We start from the raw sequence: 15,217 nt of genomic DNA on the forward strand, positions 1-15,217 counted from the left end.
CCTTCACGGAACGTCACTTGGCGGCGAAGGTGAGCGATCCCAGCGCGGTGACCAAGGGCGCCAGCTCCGGGAGCTCCTCAGCCTCGGCCAGCGCGGCCGACAGCGCCGCGTCGTGCGTGGGGCGGGCGGCGGCCAGCAGCTGCTGCCCGGACTGCGTGACCTCGGTGTAGATGCCGCGCCGGTCGTCCTGGCACAGGTACCGCGACAGCAGGCCGCGCTCCTCGAGCCGCGTGACGAGCCGGGTCGTCGCCGACTGGCTCAGCACCACCGCGTTGGCCAGCTGGCTCATCCGCAGGTGGAAGCCGTCCTGGCGGCCCAGCACGTCGAGCACCGTGTACTCGCTCACCGACAGCTCGTGCTCGCTTTCCAGCGCGCGGTTCAGCCGGTCTTCGATCCGCGCGTGCAGCGCCGCCAACGTCCGCCAGCCTTGCGCGCGCGCCTCGACGGCGTCGTCCGACAACGACATGGTGCACCTCCTCCAGGCGGCCCCGGTTGCGGGCGGCCGCGGCCCCGGGCAGCATCGGCGCCGGTCAATGTAGCTGCAAGTATTGCGCGCGCCGGTAGTGTCCGTAAGCCACTCTACCCGCGAACCTCCGCGACGGCCGGTGCCGCGCGTTTTTCCGCGGCCGACTCCGCGTTTGCCGCCGCCCGGGGGCGGGTAAATTGACCGGGCTGCCCCGGCGGAAGGTGACCGGAGATGACGGACTCTGGCGATGCGGACGCGGCCACGACCGCGAGACGGTTCGCGCTGGGCGGGTACGGGCCCGCTCCGCTGGTCCTGAACGACCGGTACGAGCTGGTCGAACGGATCGGCGAAGGCGCGACAGCCTGCGTGCACCGCGCCGAGGACCGCGAAACCGGAGCCGCGGTCGCGGTGAAGCTCTTCCACGCCGGAGCGGTGGAAATGGGCCGCAACCGCCGGGAGCAGGAGATCGCGGCGCTGCGCGCGGTGCGGCATCCGGGGCTGGTCGGGTTCGTCGACGCCGGGGTCGACGAGGGGCACGCGTACCTCGTCATGGACTTCGTGCCCGGGCCCAACCTGTCCGAATGGCTGCGCTCCGGGCCGCTGCCCGCCGGCCAGGTCGTCGAACTGGGCGCACAGCTGGCCGAGGCGCTCGCCCACGTGCACGCGCACGAGGTGACCCACCGCGACCTCAAACCCGCCAACATCCTCATGTCCGGCGACGGCCCGCGGATCGCCGACTTCGGCGTCGCGCGCATCGTGGACGCGACCCGCGTGACCGACACCGGCGCGGTCGTCGGGACGGCGGCTTACCTGTCGCCGGAGCAGGTCCTCGGCGAACCTCCCGGCCCGGCGTCGGACGTGTACGCGCTCGGGCTCGTTCTCCTGGAATGCCTCACCGGCGTCCGCGAATTCCCGGGCACGGCGGCGGAAACCGCGGTCGTGCGGCTGCATCGGTCGCCGCGGGTACCGCCGGGGACGCCGGACCCGCTGGCGAGAACTCTGCGCGCGATGACCGTGCGCGATCCGGAGGAAAGACCCTCCGCGACCGCCGTGGCGCGCGCGTTGCGCGGCACGGAAACGCTGCGCCTTCCGTTCAAAACGCGACTGGCGGTCTTCCGCCGCCGCCATCAGGTCTCGCGCCGCCGCGCGCTGCTCGCGGCAGGGCTGCCGGTCGCGCTCGTCGCGGCCGGGACGCTGCTGTTCGCCACCCCGCTCCGCCCCGGCACCGGGTCCGCGCCCGGCCCCGAACCGGCTCCGGTTCCGGTTTCCCCGCCGTCTTCCGCTCCGTCCGATTCGCCGGACTCCGCTCCGCCGCGTTCGCCGTCCGCCCCGCCGGTCCGTTCGACGGACGCGGCGACGCCCCCGCAGACCACGGCTCTTCCGCCCGGCCCGCCGCCGCAGGCCGGGCTGACGTCGGCAAGCCGGCCGAACCCGCCGAGCCAGTCGGACCAGCCGAACCCCGAGAGCCAGCCGAGCGGGAATCCGCCGAGAACCCCGCCGGGGCAGACGAAACCGCCGCGGAACACCGTCACCGGGCCGCCGAGCGGGAAGAATCCACATTAGACAGTCCGGACCACCCGGTCGGCTGACGCCGCGCAATTCGGTGGCGAAGTCCGTCCCGGCGCGCGATCCTGGTGGCGAGCCGGGGAGGTGGGACCGATGACCGCACACGCACGTCGGTTCGGACGGCAGTGCCGCGAACACTTCGAGCGCCCGGAAACCGCCCGGGCGTCCGAACCGAAACCGGATCCCGAGACCGCCGCCGCGCCGGAGCCGGCGGCGGAACCGGAGCCGGAGGTCCAGCCCGGGAAGTGAATTCCCCTTGCCGGGCAAGGAAACAGCGGGTTACTCCGCGCGCGGCGCGGCCTCGATCGCCAGCACCGCGATGTCGTCGTGGCCGGAGTTCCCGAGCCAGGCCCGCACCGCCTCGCGCAACCGGCGCACGACTTCGCGCGCCGGTTGCCCGACGCAGTCCTCCAGCACCGTGTAGAGCCGTTCGTCGCCGAACAGTTCGGTGGATTCCGTGCGGTTGCGGGCTTCGGTGACGCCGTCGGTGTAGAGCAGGCAGACGTCGCCTTCCTCGAGATGCGTCGTCGCCTCGGCGAACCGCGCCTGCGGCGACACGCCGACCAAGGTGCCCGGCACGCTGATCTCCTCGACCCCTCCCCCGCGCCGCAGCACGAGCGGGGCGGGGTGGCCGCCGGAGGCGAGGGTGACGTCGAGCCCGGACTCCGCGGCCGCGACCGAACCGAGCACGAGCGTCGCGAACCGGTTGCTGCCGCCGGAGATCAGGAGTTCGTTGAGCAGCCGCAGCATCGTCCGGCCGTCGCGTTCGACGAGATGCAGCGCGGCCAGCGAATGCCGCACGCGGCCGGTCAGCGCGGCCGCCTCGGCGCCCTTGCCGCAGATGTCGCCGACGACCACGAACGCGCTGCCGTCCTCGCGGGAGAGGACGTCGTAGAAATCGCCGCCGACGCCCAGCACCCCGCCGGCGGGTTCGTACCACAGCTCGAAATTCGCGCCGTCGATCTGCGCCGGCGGCGTCGGAAGCAACGTCGATTCGAGCCCGCGCGTGGCTTCTTCCTGACTGGCGTAGCGCTGCGCGTTCGCCAGCGCAGTGCCGGCCGCCTCCGCGAACGCCTCGACCGCCTCGCCTTGCGCCAGCCCGAACGCGGGTTCGCCGCGCCTGCCGAGCAGCACCGCGCCCGCCATGCCGGAACCGAACGAGACCACCGAAACCTCGAGGTGCCCTTCGAGCGGCTCGGCCACCGCGGCCGGAAGCGCCGCCACTTCCGTCGCCGGGACCGCCCGCGCCTCAGGCCGGACGCCGTCGGTGACCGCGTCGGACACCACGGGCGCGACCTGGGCCGGAACCCGCCGGATCCGCCCGTGGCCCGCCGCGCCGTGCTCGGTGCAGCTCCACCATTCCCAGCGGCCGCGGGTGGTCGGCAGCAGCACGAAGGCGCAATCGCCCAAAGCGGACGCCGCCAGTTCGGCGATCACCCGCGCCGTGCCGTGCCGTCCGCGCGCGAGCGCCAGTTTCGGACCGGCTTCGGCGAGGAACTCCTCAGGACGGCGGCGGCCGTCGTCGACCACGGTCCAGGCGCGCCAGCCGCCGGGCAGCGCGCGGATCTTGGCCGGCCGGTGGCCGACCTTGCCGGTGGTCTCGGTCACGCCGACGAGCTCGGCCGGGCCGAGCTTCTCGGCGGCCGCGTTGGCCCAGCGCAGAGCGCCTTCCGGGTCCTGCAGGAACACCGGCTCCAGGACGTCGTCGAGCACCGAGCGCCAGAAACCGGCGTGCTCGGGCAGCTCGGCGCCGGGTGGCAGGGCCGACGCCGGAGCGGGCCGTGACACCATGCACGAACCTCCTGCCTCCGGGTCGACCTGACGGTCCTGGTCCTTCCAGGTTGGCACAGTGTGCGCGGGCGGACTGGGTCGAAGTGTAGGGCGAACCGTGGCAGGCTGGGTCGACGACCATGGCTGGCACACGCGTGGTGGGAAGGTCGGCAGAGATGACAGAGACTCCCCAGGCTTCCGGGAGCCCCCGGAACTCCGGGGCCCCTGACCCGGATTCCGTACCGGCGAACGAGGCCGCGGCGCTGGAGCGGCTGCTCGCCGCGGTCCACGACCTCGGGGACGGCAACTTCCGGCGGCGCTTCGTGGCGCACGGCGACGGGATCACCGCCCGGCTCGCGTCGGCGTTCAACGACATCGCGGAGCGCAACCAGCGGCTGGTGACGGAACTCATGCGCGTGCGCGGCGCGGTGGGCCAGGAGGGCAAGCTCAACGAGCGCGTCCGCACCGAGATCGGCCCCGGCGGCTGGGCCACCGCGGTCGACACGGTCAACGGGCTGATCGAGGACGTCAGCCGCCCGGTCGTCGAGCTGGACCGGGTGCTGGGCGCGGTCGCCGAGGGCGATCTGTCGCAGCCGATGGCGCTGCAGCTGGACGGCCGTCCGCTGCGCGGGCAGTACGCCGAGCTGGCCAAGACCGTGAACGGCCTCAACGCGCAGCTGTCGCGGTTCGCCGCCGAAGTGATCCGGCTCTCCCGCGAGATCGCCGGCGAGGGCCGCCTCGGCGGCCAGGCCGAGGTCCCCGGCGTGGCCGGCACCTGGCGCGACCTCACCGATTCGGTCAACTTCCTCGCCGACAACCTCACCGAGCAGGTCCGGAACATCGCCTCGGTCACCACGGCGGTGGCCCGCGGCGACCTGACGCAGAAGATCAACGTCGACGCCCGGGGCGAGATCCTCGAGCTGAAGAACACGATCAACACGATGGTCGACCAGCTCTCGTCCTTCGCCGACGAGGTCACGCGGGTGTCGCGAGAGGTCGGTTCCGAAGGGCGCCTCGGCGGCCAGGCGCGGGTGCCGGGCGTGGCGGGCACCTGGCGCGACCTCACCGATTCGGTGAACCTGATGGCGGACAACCTGACCGACCAGGTCCGCAACATCTCGCAGGTCGCCACGGCGGTCGCGGCGGGCGATCTGACGAAGAAGATCGACGTCGACGCGCGCGGCGAGATCCTGCAGCTCAAGACGACGCTGAACACGATGGTCGACCAGCTCTCGTCGTTCGCCGACGAGGTCACCCGGGTCGCCCGCGAGGTCGGTTCCGAGGGCCGCCTCGGCGGTCAGGCGGAGGTCCCCGGCGCGGCCGGCACCTGGCGCGGCCTGACTGACTCGGTCAACCAGATGGCCGACAACCTGACCGACCAGGTCCGGAACATCTCGCACGTGACCACCGCGGTCGCGAAGGGCGATCTGACGCAGAAGATCACCGTGGACGCGCGCGGCGAGATCCTCGAGCTCAAGACCACGATGAACACGATGGTCGACCAGCTCTCGTCCTTCGCTGACGAGGTCACCCGAGTGGCCCGCGAAGTCGGTACGGAAGGGCAGCTGGGCGGCCAGGCCACCGTGCCCGGGGTCGCCGGCATCTGGCGCGACCTCACCGGCTCGGTGAACTTCATGGCGAACAACCTCACCGCGCAGGTCCGCAACATCGCGCAGGTCGCGACGGCGGTCGCGCGCGGCGACCTGACGAAGAAGATCGCGGTCGACGCCAAGGGCGAGATCCTGGAGCTGAAGACCACGCTGAACACGATGGTCGACCAGCTGTCCGCCTTCGCCGACGAGGTCACCCGCGTGTCCCGCGAGGTCGGCACGGACGGGAAGCTCGGCGGCCAGGCGACCGTGCCGGGTGTCGCGGGCACCTGGAAAGACCTGACCGACAACGTGAACTTCATGGCCAACAACCTGACCGAGCAGGTGCGGAACATCTCGCACGTCACCTCGGCGGTGGCCCGCGGCGACCTGACGCAGAAGATCACCGTCGACGCGCGCGGCGAGATCCTCGAGCTGAAGAACATCCTCAACACGATGGTCGACCAGCTGTCCGCCTTCGCGGACGAGGTCACCCGCGTGGCCCGCGAGGTCGGTACCGAAGGACGGCTGGGCGGCCAGGCGCGCGTCCCCGGCGTCGCGGGGATCTGGAAAGACCTCACCGACAACGTGAACGTCATGGCCGACAACCTGACCGTGCAGGTCCGGAGCATCGCGACGATGGCGAGCGCGGTGGCGAACGGCGACTTGTCGAAGAAGATTTCGATCGACGCGGCGGGCGAGGTCGCGGCGCTGGCCGGGACGCTGAACGACATGGTCGAGACGCTGCGCGCGTTCGCCGACGAGGTCACCCGCGTCGCCCGGGAAGTGGGCACGGAAGGCATCCTCGGCGGTCAGGCGCGGGTCCCCGGCGTGGCCGGTACCTGGAAGGACCTGACCGAGAACGTCAACTTCATGGCGCACAACCTGACCAGCCAGGTGCGGAACATCTCGCAGGTCACGACGGCGGTCGCGCGCGGCGACCTGTCCCGCAAGATCGACGTCGACGCCCGGGGCGAGATCCTCGAGCTCAAGACCACGATGAACACGATGGTCGACCAGCTGTCCGCGTTCGCCGCGGAGGTCACCCGCGTGGCCCGCGAGGTCGGCACCGAGGGCAAGCTGGGCGGCCAGGCCGAGGTCGAGGGCGTGTCCGGCACCTGGAAGCGGCTGACCGAGAGCGTGAACCAGCTGGCGGGCAACCTGACCACGCAGGTCCGCGCGATCGGCCAGGTCGCGACGGCGGTGACCGCGGGCGACCTGACCCGGCACATCACCGTGGACGCGTCCGGCGAGCTGGCGGACCTCAAGGACAACATCAACCAGATGATCGCGAACCTCAAGGAGACCACCTCCGCGAACCGCGAACAGGACTGGCTGAAGACGAACCTGGCGCGGCTGTCCGGGCGGATGCAGGGCCACCGCGACCTCGCGTCGGTGGCGACGCTGATCCTGTCCGAGCTGGCCCCGCTGGTGAGCGCGCAGCAGGGCGCGTTCTTCATCGCGCACGACGACGAGGACGGCGGCGACCCGGACAAGCTGCTCGACTGCATCGCCGCCTACGGCCTCGCCCAGGCCCGCACCGGCCTGCGCTTCCGGCTCGGCGAATCGCTGATCGGCCAGGCCGCGGTGGACCGGCGGACGATACTGGTCAACGGCGCTCCCCCGGAGTACGCGCTGGTGTCGTCCGGGCTCGGCTCGGCCCCGCCGGTCAACGTGATCGTGCTGCCGGTGCTGTTCCAGGGCGAGGTGCTCGGCGTGCTGGAACTGGCGTCGGTCAACGAGTTCTCCGCGGTGCATCTGGACCTGCTGGAGCAGCTGCGGCACACGATCGGCGTCAACGTCAACACGATCCTGTCGAACTCGCGCACCGAGGCGCTGCTGACCGAATCGCAGCGGCTGGCCCAGGAACTGCGCGCACGGTCCGAGCAGCTGCAGGCCCAGCAGGGCGAACTGCGCCGGTCGAACACCGAACTGGCCGAGAAGGCGGCTCTGCTGGCCCAGCAGAACCGCGACATCGAGGTCAAGAACATCGAGATCGAGCAGGCGCGCCAGGAACTCGAGGAACGGGCCGGGCAGCTGACGGTCGCGTCGCAGTACAAGAACGAGTTCATGGCGAACATGTCGCACGAGCTGCGGACCCCGCTCAACAGCGCGCTGATCCTGGCGAAGCTGCTGTCGGAGAACCCGGAGGGCAACCTCACGGAGAAGCAGATCCAGTTCGCGAAGACGATCTACGCGGCCGGGTCGGATCTGCAGCAGCTGATCAACGACATCCTGGACCTGGCGAAGGTCGAGGCGGGCAAGCTGGACCTGCAGATGTCCGACGTGACGCTGCCGGAGCTGGTGAACTACGTCGAGTCCCTGTGCCGCCCGCTGACCGCGGACAAGGGCCTGGAGTTCGCGGTCCTGATCGACCCGCCGGTGCCGGGCAGCGTGCACACCGACGAGCACCGGCTCCAGCAGGTCCTGCGGAACCTGTTGTCGAACGCCGCGAAGTTCACCGACGAGGGCGGTGTGCGCCTGCACATCCGGATGGCCGACCCGGAGGAAGTCGAACAGGAGTCGCTGCGCTCGGCGGCCGGAATCATCGCGTTCGCGGTCGAGGACACCGGGATCGGCATTCCGGAGGAGAAGCTGGAAGTCATCTTCGACGCCTTCCGCCAAGCGGACGGGACCACGAGCCGCAAGTACGGCGGAACGGGGCTGGGCCTGTCGATCAGCCAGCAGCTCACCGAGCTGCTGAGCGGTGAACTGCGCGTCAGCAGCGTCCCCGGCAAGGGCAGCACCTTCACGCTGTACCTGCCGGTCGGCGCGGCGAACCTGATCGCCCCGACGACGCCGGTGCGTCCCACGCCGAAGCTGCCGGTCCTGCCGAGCACCATCACGGTGGCCGAACCGAACAGCGCGCCGAAACGCTTCAACGGCGAGAAGGTCCTGATCGTCGACGACGACCTGCGCAACGTCTTCGCCCTCGCGGCGGTCCTGGAGCAGGCAGGCTTGGAAGTCATCTACGCCGACACGGGCGTGGCCGGAATCCGGGCGCTGGAACGCCACGAGGACACGGCGCTGGTGCTGATGGACGTGATGATGCCGGAACTGGACGGCAACGCGACCATCGCCGCCATCCGAGCCGAAGCGGCCCACGAGGACCTGCCGGTGATCGCTGTCACAGCGAAAGCGACGGAGGAAGACCGCGAACGCACCCTGGCTTCCGGAGCGGATGACTACATCACGAAGCCGGTGGACACGGACCTGCTGCTGGACGTGATCGCCGCCCGCCTGGAGGCGGACGCGGCGTCGTCGTCCGAGGTAGAAAGCTTGGAGCGGGTGACGGGAATCGAACCCGCGTAGCTAGTTTGGAAGACTAGGGCTCTACCATTGAGCTACACCCGCAGCGCCCTCGGTGACCCGGGAGCGAAGCCAGCTTAGCGTGCCCGCTAGGGTGGGTCGTACACCCCCCGGGTACTTCGGGCTTCCGGGCTTCCGGGCCTCGGGGTTTTCGGGGGTGCCGGGATGTGGCGCAGCTTGGTAGCGCATCCGCTTTGGGAGCGGAGGGTCGCAGGTTCAAATCCTGTCATCCCGACCTAGAGGGGCTGGACCTGCGGGTTCAGCCCCTTTTTCGTGCTGTGGGGCGCGGGGCGGGCGTTGGTGCGGGGCTTGGTGACACTCCTATTTGAGGACTTCACCTGCGCACTCCAACGCTGGTCCCGACTCGGACGCCCTGACCGGCCCTCATCGATGAGTGATCCACGTCACTTGAGGCTGCCGACAAGAGCACCTTCACGATCCGCGGGCACTGCGACGCCGCACGATTCCCTCTTCCCTGGCTCGCCGATCCGATCCGCCCACCACGGACTACCCCGCGGCATGGCTGGCGCCGGTCCCGCCGGGCACGTACCGCCTCGCCGCCACCAGGCCGGCAACGCGAACAACAACTGCCGCGCACTGAACTCGTGGTTCACCTGACTCCTCGCGGCAGGCGAAATCGAACACCGCCCCATGACGCGAATGAATTCCATCGCCTATCGGAGATCCGCCGATTCCGGCCGCCTCGGTGGAGTTCATTCAGCGAATTCTCCCGAGTTGCCAGGACTCGATTTCATCAGCCGCCGCGCTCAAGGTCATGATCCGGAGACGAGCCGGCAGATGCTTGCAGCACGATCGGGCACAACCTCTACGCACGCTTTCAGCCGCACACGTTCCTCAAGCCTGACGGGAGCGAAGGCGACTTGATGCTCCTCAACGGGTGAACCATAGCGCAGATAGCCCACCGCTACAGGGCCCAGCATCACCCTCCCTGGGTCACGCGGGCAGACAGAGCCGGTTCGCCTGCAACTCCGAGACCAGAACAGAGACCCCGCTCAGCGCCGACTGGTAGTTGCGGTCGGCCAGCCGCCGGCACCTGGCCGCGCTCTTTGTGCGAGACGAATCCTCACCACTTCGTTTCCGAACCCCGTTTCAGCTCCAGCCCGCCGGGTTCGAGCCCGTCTCGCAGTCGACAGGGCTAACGTGTTCTCGTTCTTTTTTCCTGTCGAACTCTCAAGCCCCCGAGAATGAACGGACGCTGGGCTTCTCGCTTGATCCGCAGATTCCCGGCAAGCGCTGGTGCTCCTGCTGTGGTCGCGGCGATCGCGGACCGGCCCGGCTCGGCAGCTGAATTCGACGTCTGTCCTGGAGCCTGCCGCATGAGCGCGGCGGCACACCTGGGCAGGGGTCCACCGTCGCTGTTCGAAAAGCGGGCCGATCGACGTAACCAAGATTCTCGAGCGGACCTGTTGCTGCGCAAAACTTCCAGCGGCTCCCCAACCGTTTCCCGCGCCGCACGGCAGCTGTTCAACCACATGCCCGGACAGCTCTTCCACTGTCTCCAAACAGGACCTTAGACGCTGATGTCAGCGAGACGCCTGTGGCTGGAAGATGTTTATCTCACGGCCACAGGCGTCGTCACAGCAGATGGTCGCCCGCGTCGATGTCGCGCCACAGGGGGCGGAGCATCCGGTCATCCGGAGGCAGGGATCAGAGCACTCCTGCTGCCGTCAATGCTCCTGCCGCCAGAGCCACCAGTCCTACCGCGCAAATCACCACTCGATTATAGGTGAGCCGCCGTGAAGACTGTTCGCCGTTCTTCGACTCTTTCAACAGGGCGAAATTCTTGTTGAACACGATGATGGCGACGCCGAAGAGCGCCGCGACGATGCCCAGGAAAACTCGCATAATCAACGCTTCTTCTTTCCGCGCTGGATTAATTTTGTCACGACGAATATTCCGACAAGGACAAAACTATGCCGAAGATGATGCCGACCCAGGGCGGCACTTCCCACGTCCCTGAGGGCGGGGCTTGGGCCAGAACCGCGGCGATGGCGCTGAGGCTGCCCTAGATCGTCATCGTGGATCAACTCCAAACTGGTTGCGGGCTAGAACGAGAAACTGAGACTTGCCGAACATTTCGGCGTCGAGAGCGAGCTGCCGAGCGACCCGGACGCTGTGCCGCTCGTGCTGACCGAGAAGCTCGCCGGGCCGGCGGAGCAGCTGCCGACCCCCGCTACGCCAAATTTCCCATTGGGGGTTCCGCTGCTGGACACCAGGCCTCCGCTGATGCCCGGACTGCCGAAGCCGAAGGAGATCGAGTTCCCGTATTTGTGGTTGGTCCCGCACGAACCTGTGTATCCGATGCAGAGGCAGTAGCAGGCTTCGATGTTTCCGCCGATCGACGAGGCTCCGGTCGGATCGCTGTTGTTGACCGGGTCTCCCTTGGCATAGGCGTAGTGGTTGATCTCCTGGCGGGTGGGGTCCCGAGACGTAAAGCGGCCCCATCCGGGAAAGTACCACCGGTAGCCCAGAATGTGGTCCGCGCCGTACTGGTACTGGCCGAGGTAGTGGAACGGGTTGTCCCCGGCCGCGGCGCCTGAGGCGGTGACGCCGCCGTAGGGGTCGTACTTGTACGTCGCGGCGACCGCGCCGGTCGTGGAGATCAGGGCGACGACGCTGCCCTGATAATCGGTAACGACGTTGTAGCGGGCACCGGAGCCGGTTTTCTCGGCAACGATGACACCCTTCGGGTCACGGGCGAGACTGGTGCGAGCGCCATTGTGCACGTCTTGGGTCAGGCCAAGTGCGGTGGTGGCGAACACGTTTGTGGTGACGGAGCCTCCGCTGGTGTAGGTCAGGTTCCGCGGTCGGGTTTGGTCGAGGCTGTCGTAGCTGGCGGTGAAGCTGTTGCCGGCGGCGTCGGCGGAGGAGGTGTACTGGCCTGCGTCGCGGTAGTTGTAGGTCTCGGTGGGGCTGCTCGATCCCAAGCGAATGCGACGCCTCGACGAAGAAGCGCAAAATCAGCGCCTCGGCCCACTTCGGTCAGGTCAAGATCGGGAATGCCGCGGCATCGCGGAATTCTGCCGCAGCGTTGCTTCCCCTCCCAGATCGCCCAAGCCCCGTCATGTCATCGAGCACCCGGGCGGAAGTCCACCCCTTCTTTGTTGAGCCCGTGCTTGACCACGAAGCTCTCCACCCGGTCGCCGCTGGGCCAGATGGATCCGAGCTCGCGCAGGCTTTCCAGGTACTGCTGGTTTTGCGGCGCGTCGGTGACCGCCAGGTTGCCCGGCAACTTGGTCGCCCACGGATTATCGGTCTCACGGATGCGGTGTTCAAGGTTGAGCGGCTCGTAGCTGATCGTACCGGTGTTCTTGTCCTTGATCCGCACCTTCAGCGCACCGCGCCCGTCGTCGATGGCGTCACCCCTCCTGACCAGCTGCTGCGCGATGCCTTTCAACTGCTCGTCTTCCCGCAACTGATTGGTGATCCGGCCACGAAGGTTCGCGTACTGCTGCTTGCCCAGCGGACGTGCCTCGCTCAGAATCGCCTCCGCGCGCCGACGCTGGCTCGGATTCAGCGTGGCCGCGTCGCCGACCTCGTTCATCAGCGCTTGGAAGTCCGCGCCCAAACTGGCCAGCCGCACTCGATTGGAGGTCTCGCGCGGGTTCTTGGTCAGCTCGGTCACGATGCCTGGGAGCTTGGCATTCGCGAGTTGTTCGTACTCGCCGAGCAGGCGCAGGCTCGACACCGCGAGCTCACGTGCCTGCGGGAACTCGGTCGCGCCGGGGATCGGCCGGGGACCGGGTCCCGGGCCGAGCGCCTGCGCCAGCCGCCTCCCCGCGGCAGAGCGCGGCGCGGGCGCGGCCTGGTGCTCTACCTGCACCTCGCCCATCCTCGGCGTGATCGTGTTCTGGTGCACGGCGCCCAGCACGCTGATGAAGTTCCCCATGATCATCAGATTTGTCTGCTCGTTCGCCTGCTCCTGCCGTTGGTCCAGCTCACGCGCGGTGCCGCGTTCGTAAGTGCCGACGAAACCCATCATGTCCGGCGACTCCCGCTGGATGACGCGCCCCACGATCTCGTCCCCGGGGCGGCCCGGGTCCGCGTGCGGCATGGCCGCGATCGCCGGGTCCTCCCGTTCCCTGGCGGGCGTGAACCCCTTGCCGAGCAGGTAGGAGGCGAGCCGGCTGTCGCTGACCGGGCCGAGGCCGAGTTTGAGGATGAAGTCTTCCTTCGACGTCGACTGGCCGAACAAATCGAGGATCTGCTCCCTGGTGAGGCTCTCGGGGTCGGTCTGGCGCCGGATCACGCCCGCGGCGTCCACCAGGTCGGCTTGCTGCTCGGCCGGCGCGTGCGGGTCGCCCAGGCGCAGCGGACGGCTCGGCGAGCCCACGGGCTGCTGGCGCACGTGGATGAGTTCGTGCCGCAGCAGCCGATTCCCCTCGGCAGTCCCGGGCGCGTAACGACCGGCACCGAACACGATGTTCTGGCCAAGCGTGTACGCGGTCGCGCCGATGGCCCGCGCGGAACTCGCGGCCCGGTCGCCGGTATGCACCCGTACCCTGCTGAAATCCCAGTGCAGGTCGGCTTCGGCGCGAGCCCGAACAGCCTGGTCCAGCGGGCGACCTGGTTCGCGCAATTCCTCTGGCACAATGTCCGGCACGGGGACCCGAGTTGGCGTCGGTCCGGGTTCGGGACGGGCATGCTCCATGTCCCGCATATGACCACTCGAGTGTCACCACGGCGTCACCGGACGACGCCGACACCATTGTCGACGGGGAAGGCGTGGCCGGTGGCCCACCGGTCGCGGACTGGCCCCGCTTCAGCTCCAGCCCGCCGGGTTCGATCCCGTCTCGTAGTCGACAGGGCTGACGTGTTCCCATTCTTTTCCTGTCGAATTCTCGTACGCGTGTTGCGCGACGTAGAGCAGAAATTCGGCCTCTGGTCCACCGGTTCCGGTGGACGAACCGAATTTCTCCGGGTCTTCGAGAACGGACCGGTAGGCCTGTTCCCCGGCCAGCACCACCGCTGCCCGGTAGTACAGGAGGGAATCGCTGGAGAGCGGCAAACCGGTGGCTGCGGACGGCACCGCGGCCAGCTCTGACCGGTCCAGGTCGTAAAGACGCTGGGCGAGGATGTCCTCGAACTCCTTGATCTCAGCTTCGCCGCGCCTGGCGAGTTCCTCTTCCAGCGGAGCGAAAGCGGCCTGATCCGTCGCCGGCGGGTCCCGCCGCGCCAAGGAGACGAGTGCCCAGAACTCGTGGTCGTTCATCAGGGCCTGTTCCTTCCGGGTGAGTTGGCGGTGGGCGAAGCGCTCCTCTACCGACTCGCCCGCTTTTTCCATGCGTCAAACAGAGCGAGCGCGAGCCAATGGCCGTAGCGTTCAGCCATCTCCTCCGCTGTCACCTGCTCGAAATCATTGCTTCGACGAAGCGGGTCGGCTCCGCGAGCGAGAAGGTAGGCCGTGAGGTCGACGTGCAACGGATTGCCCGTCTGCACATGACCGTCACCTTCGACATCAATGGCGTGCTGCAACAACGTCATTCCATTGCATTCTTCGTCGACATCGACACCTTGGTCCAAAAGGTCCCGCAGAGCCGGGAGATCGCTCATCTCGACCGCGATATGCGCGGGCGTCATATACTCGACCACGGCAACACCCTATCTGCCGCCGGTGACAGCTGCTTTGATTGCCGCTGCCGGAAACTACCCAGCTGTCTACCGTCCGGCCAACTCGGCCACCACCGGAGCGAGCGGGCCGGCGGCACCGGCTCCGAATACGAAGTACGAGAAGCCCATTTCCTCTCGCCGCCGCAGGATTTCGTCGGCCGCGGCCGCGGGATCGTTGGGGAGGTAGGCCACCGAGTCCGCGGCTCGGACGGCGGCGGTGTCCGTGTCGGGTCCGGTCATGAACGCGGCGGCGAAGTCCCCGATCACCGGTACGTGCAATGCCAGTTCGACGCCGCGCCGGTTGTCGAACTGCCGCACCCGCTGCATTGTCTGCGCCCGGGTCTCGATCTGCGGCATCACGAAGGTCACCGTGTCGGCGAGTTCCGCGGCGACGGCCTGCGATTTCGGACCGCCCGCGGCCACCACGACCGGAGTGTGCGAGTCGGGGCCGTCCAGGTCCCTCAAGGCCGCGATGACCTCGCGCACCTGGTCTGGCCGCTGGCTCACGGGTACGTCCGGCAGGCCCAGCTCGCGAAGCTGATCGGCGATCCCCGGACGGCCGGTTCCGATGCCCATCTCGAAACGGCCCTCGGTGAGCACGGACAAAGAGTGCGCCTCCCACGCCGTGCTCCACGCCGGGCGGACCGGTGACGCGTATACCCAGGTACCGACCCGCAGGTCAGTGACCGTCGCGGCGACGGCGAGCGCGGGGCCCGGTGCCGGCTGCCATTGCGGGACGTCGGGCATCAGGATCGTCGAGTAGCCGGTGTCCGCCAGGCCGCACAGCTGATCGCGCCAGGTCGGCAGGTCGGAGGTGATCGGAGCGACGACCCCGAACCGCAACGGCCTGGTTTCGCGCTTGGTCGTGTCAGCCATGGTGCTGCCT

11 protein-coding genes and 2 tRNA genes are annotated in these 15,217 nt (G+C 68.7%); 4 read left to right on the plus strand and 9 right to left on the minus strand.

Annotated features, from left to right (window positions below; genetic code table 11):
• Positions 1-13 precede the first annotated feature (13 nt).
• Positions 14-466: a MarR family winged helix-turn-helix transcriptional regulator gene (locus tag SSMG_RS26890; protein ID WP_009081185.1), complete on the minus strand. Its 453-nt coding sequence runs from the start codon at positions 464-466 to the stop codon at positions 14-16.
• A 231-nt stretch (positions 467-697) separates the two neighbouring features.
• On the opposite strand from SSMG_RS26890, the gene SSMG_RS26895 reads away from it, so the two are divergent.
• Both SSMG_RS26895 and SSMG_RS45615 read left to right on the plus strand, forming a co-directional pair.
• Positions 698-2,029 (plus strand): serine/threonine-protein kinase, encoded by a 1,332-nt coding sequence (locus tag SSMG_RS26895; protein ID WP_009081188.1) that lies wholly within the window; start codon positions 698-700, stop codon positions 2,027-2,029.
• 96 nt (positions 2,030-2,125) lie between these two features.
• Positions 2,126-2,281, plus strand: coding sequence for a hypothetical protein (locus SSMG_RS45615; RefSeq protein WP_158688098.1), 156 nt, complete (start codon positions 2,126-2,128; stop codon positions 2,279-2,281).
• Between the two features lie 30 nt (positions 2,282-2,311).
• Here the strand turns inward: SSMG_RS45615 and SSMG_RS26900 are convergent, their stop codons facing one another.
• A complete protein-coding gene (locus tag SSMG_RS26900; RefSeq protein WP_009081190.1) occupies positions 2,312-3,823 on the minus strand; it encodes a PP2C family protein-serine/threonine phosphatase in 1,512 nt (503 codons plus the stop codon).
• Positions 3,824-3,978: 155 nt separating this feature from the next.
• Between SSMG_RS26900 and SSMG_RS43020 the strand changes: the two genes are divergently transcribed.
• Entirely contained in the window at positions 3,979-8,703 is a 4,725-nt protein-coding gene (locus tag SSMG_RS43020; protein WP_086024913.1) for a HAMP domain-containing protein, read from the plus strand.
• Here SSMG_RS43020 and SSMG_RS26930 read toward each other — a convergent pair.
• Positions 8,672-8,745, minus strand: a tRNA-Gly gene (locus SSMG_RS26930). The genes SSMG_RS43020 and SSMG_RS26930 overlap by 32 nt on opposite strands.
• Before the next feature lie 116 nt (positions 8,746-8,861).
• Here SSMG_RS26930 and SSMG_RS26935 point away from each other — a divergent pair.
• Positions 8,862-8,935: transfer RNA gene (locus SSMG_RS26935), tRNA-Pro, on the plus strand.
• A 1,433-nt stretch (positions 8,936-10,368) separates the two neighbouring features.
• Here the strand turns inward: SSMG_RS26935 and SSMG_RS26940 are convergent.
• The 6 genes from SSMG_RS26940 to SSMG_RS26965 all read right to left on the minus strand — a co-directional run bounded on the left by SSMG_RS26940 (position 10,369) and on the right by SSMG_RS26965 (position 15,207).
• Positions 10,369-10,566 carry a hypothetical protein gene (locus tag SSMG_RS26940; protein WP_009081193.1) on the minus strand — a complete coding sequence of 66 codons (198 nt, stop codon included), beginning with the start codon at positions 10,564-10,566 and terminating at the stop codon, positions 10,369-10,371.
• A gap of 200 nt (positions 10,567-10,766) precedes the next feature.
• Positions 10,767-11,648 (minus strand): RHS repeat-associated core domain-containing protein, encoded by an 882-nt coding sequence (locus tag SSMG_RS26945; protein ID WP_009081195.1) that lies wholly within the window; start codon positions 11,646-11,648, stop codon positions 10,767-10,769.
• 140 nt (positions 11,649-11,788) lie between these two features.
• Positions 11,789-13,324, minus strand: coding sequence for a DUF4157 domain-containing protein (locus SSMG_RS42640; RefSeq protein ID WP_158688099.1), 1,536 nt, complete (start codon positions 13,322-13,324; stop codon positions 11,789-11,791).
• Between the two features lie 159 nt (positions 13,325-13,483).
• On the minus strand, positions 13,484-13,933 hold the full coding sequence (locus SSMG_RS42645) for a DUF4240 domain-containing protein (RefSeq protein WP_050788291.1): 450 nt from the start codon (positions 13,931-13,933) through the stop codon (positions 13,484-13,486).
• A gap of 47 nt (positions 13,934-13,980) precedes the next feature.
• Positions 13,981-14,313, minus strand: coding sequence for an ankyrin repeat domain-containing protein (locus SSMG_RS26960; RefSeq protein ID WP_009081200.1), 333 nt, complete (start codon positions 14,311-14,313; stop codon positions 13,981-13,983).
• A gap of 66 nt (positions 14,314-14,379) precedes the next feature.
• Complete coding sequence (locus tag SSMG_RS26965; protein ID WP_037714996.1) at positions 14,380-15,207, minus strand: LLM class flavin-dependent oxidoreductase; 828 nt, start codon at positions 15,205-15,207, stop codon at positions 14,380-14,382.
• Between the last annotated feature and the right edge of the window lie 10 nt (positions 15,208-15,217).

The sequence above is a fragment of the Streptomyces sp. AA4 genome (assembly GCF_000158875.1).
Lineage (GTDB): Bacteria > Actinomycetota > Actinomycetes > Mycobacteriales > Pseudonocardiaceae > Amycolatopsis.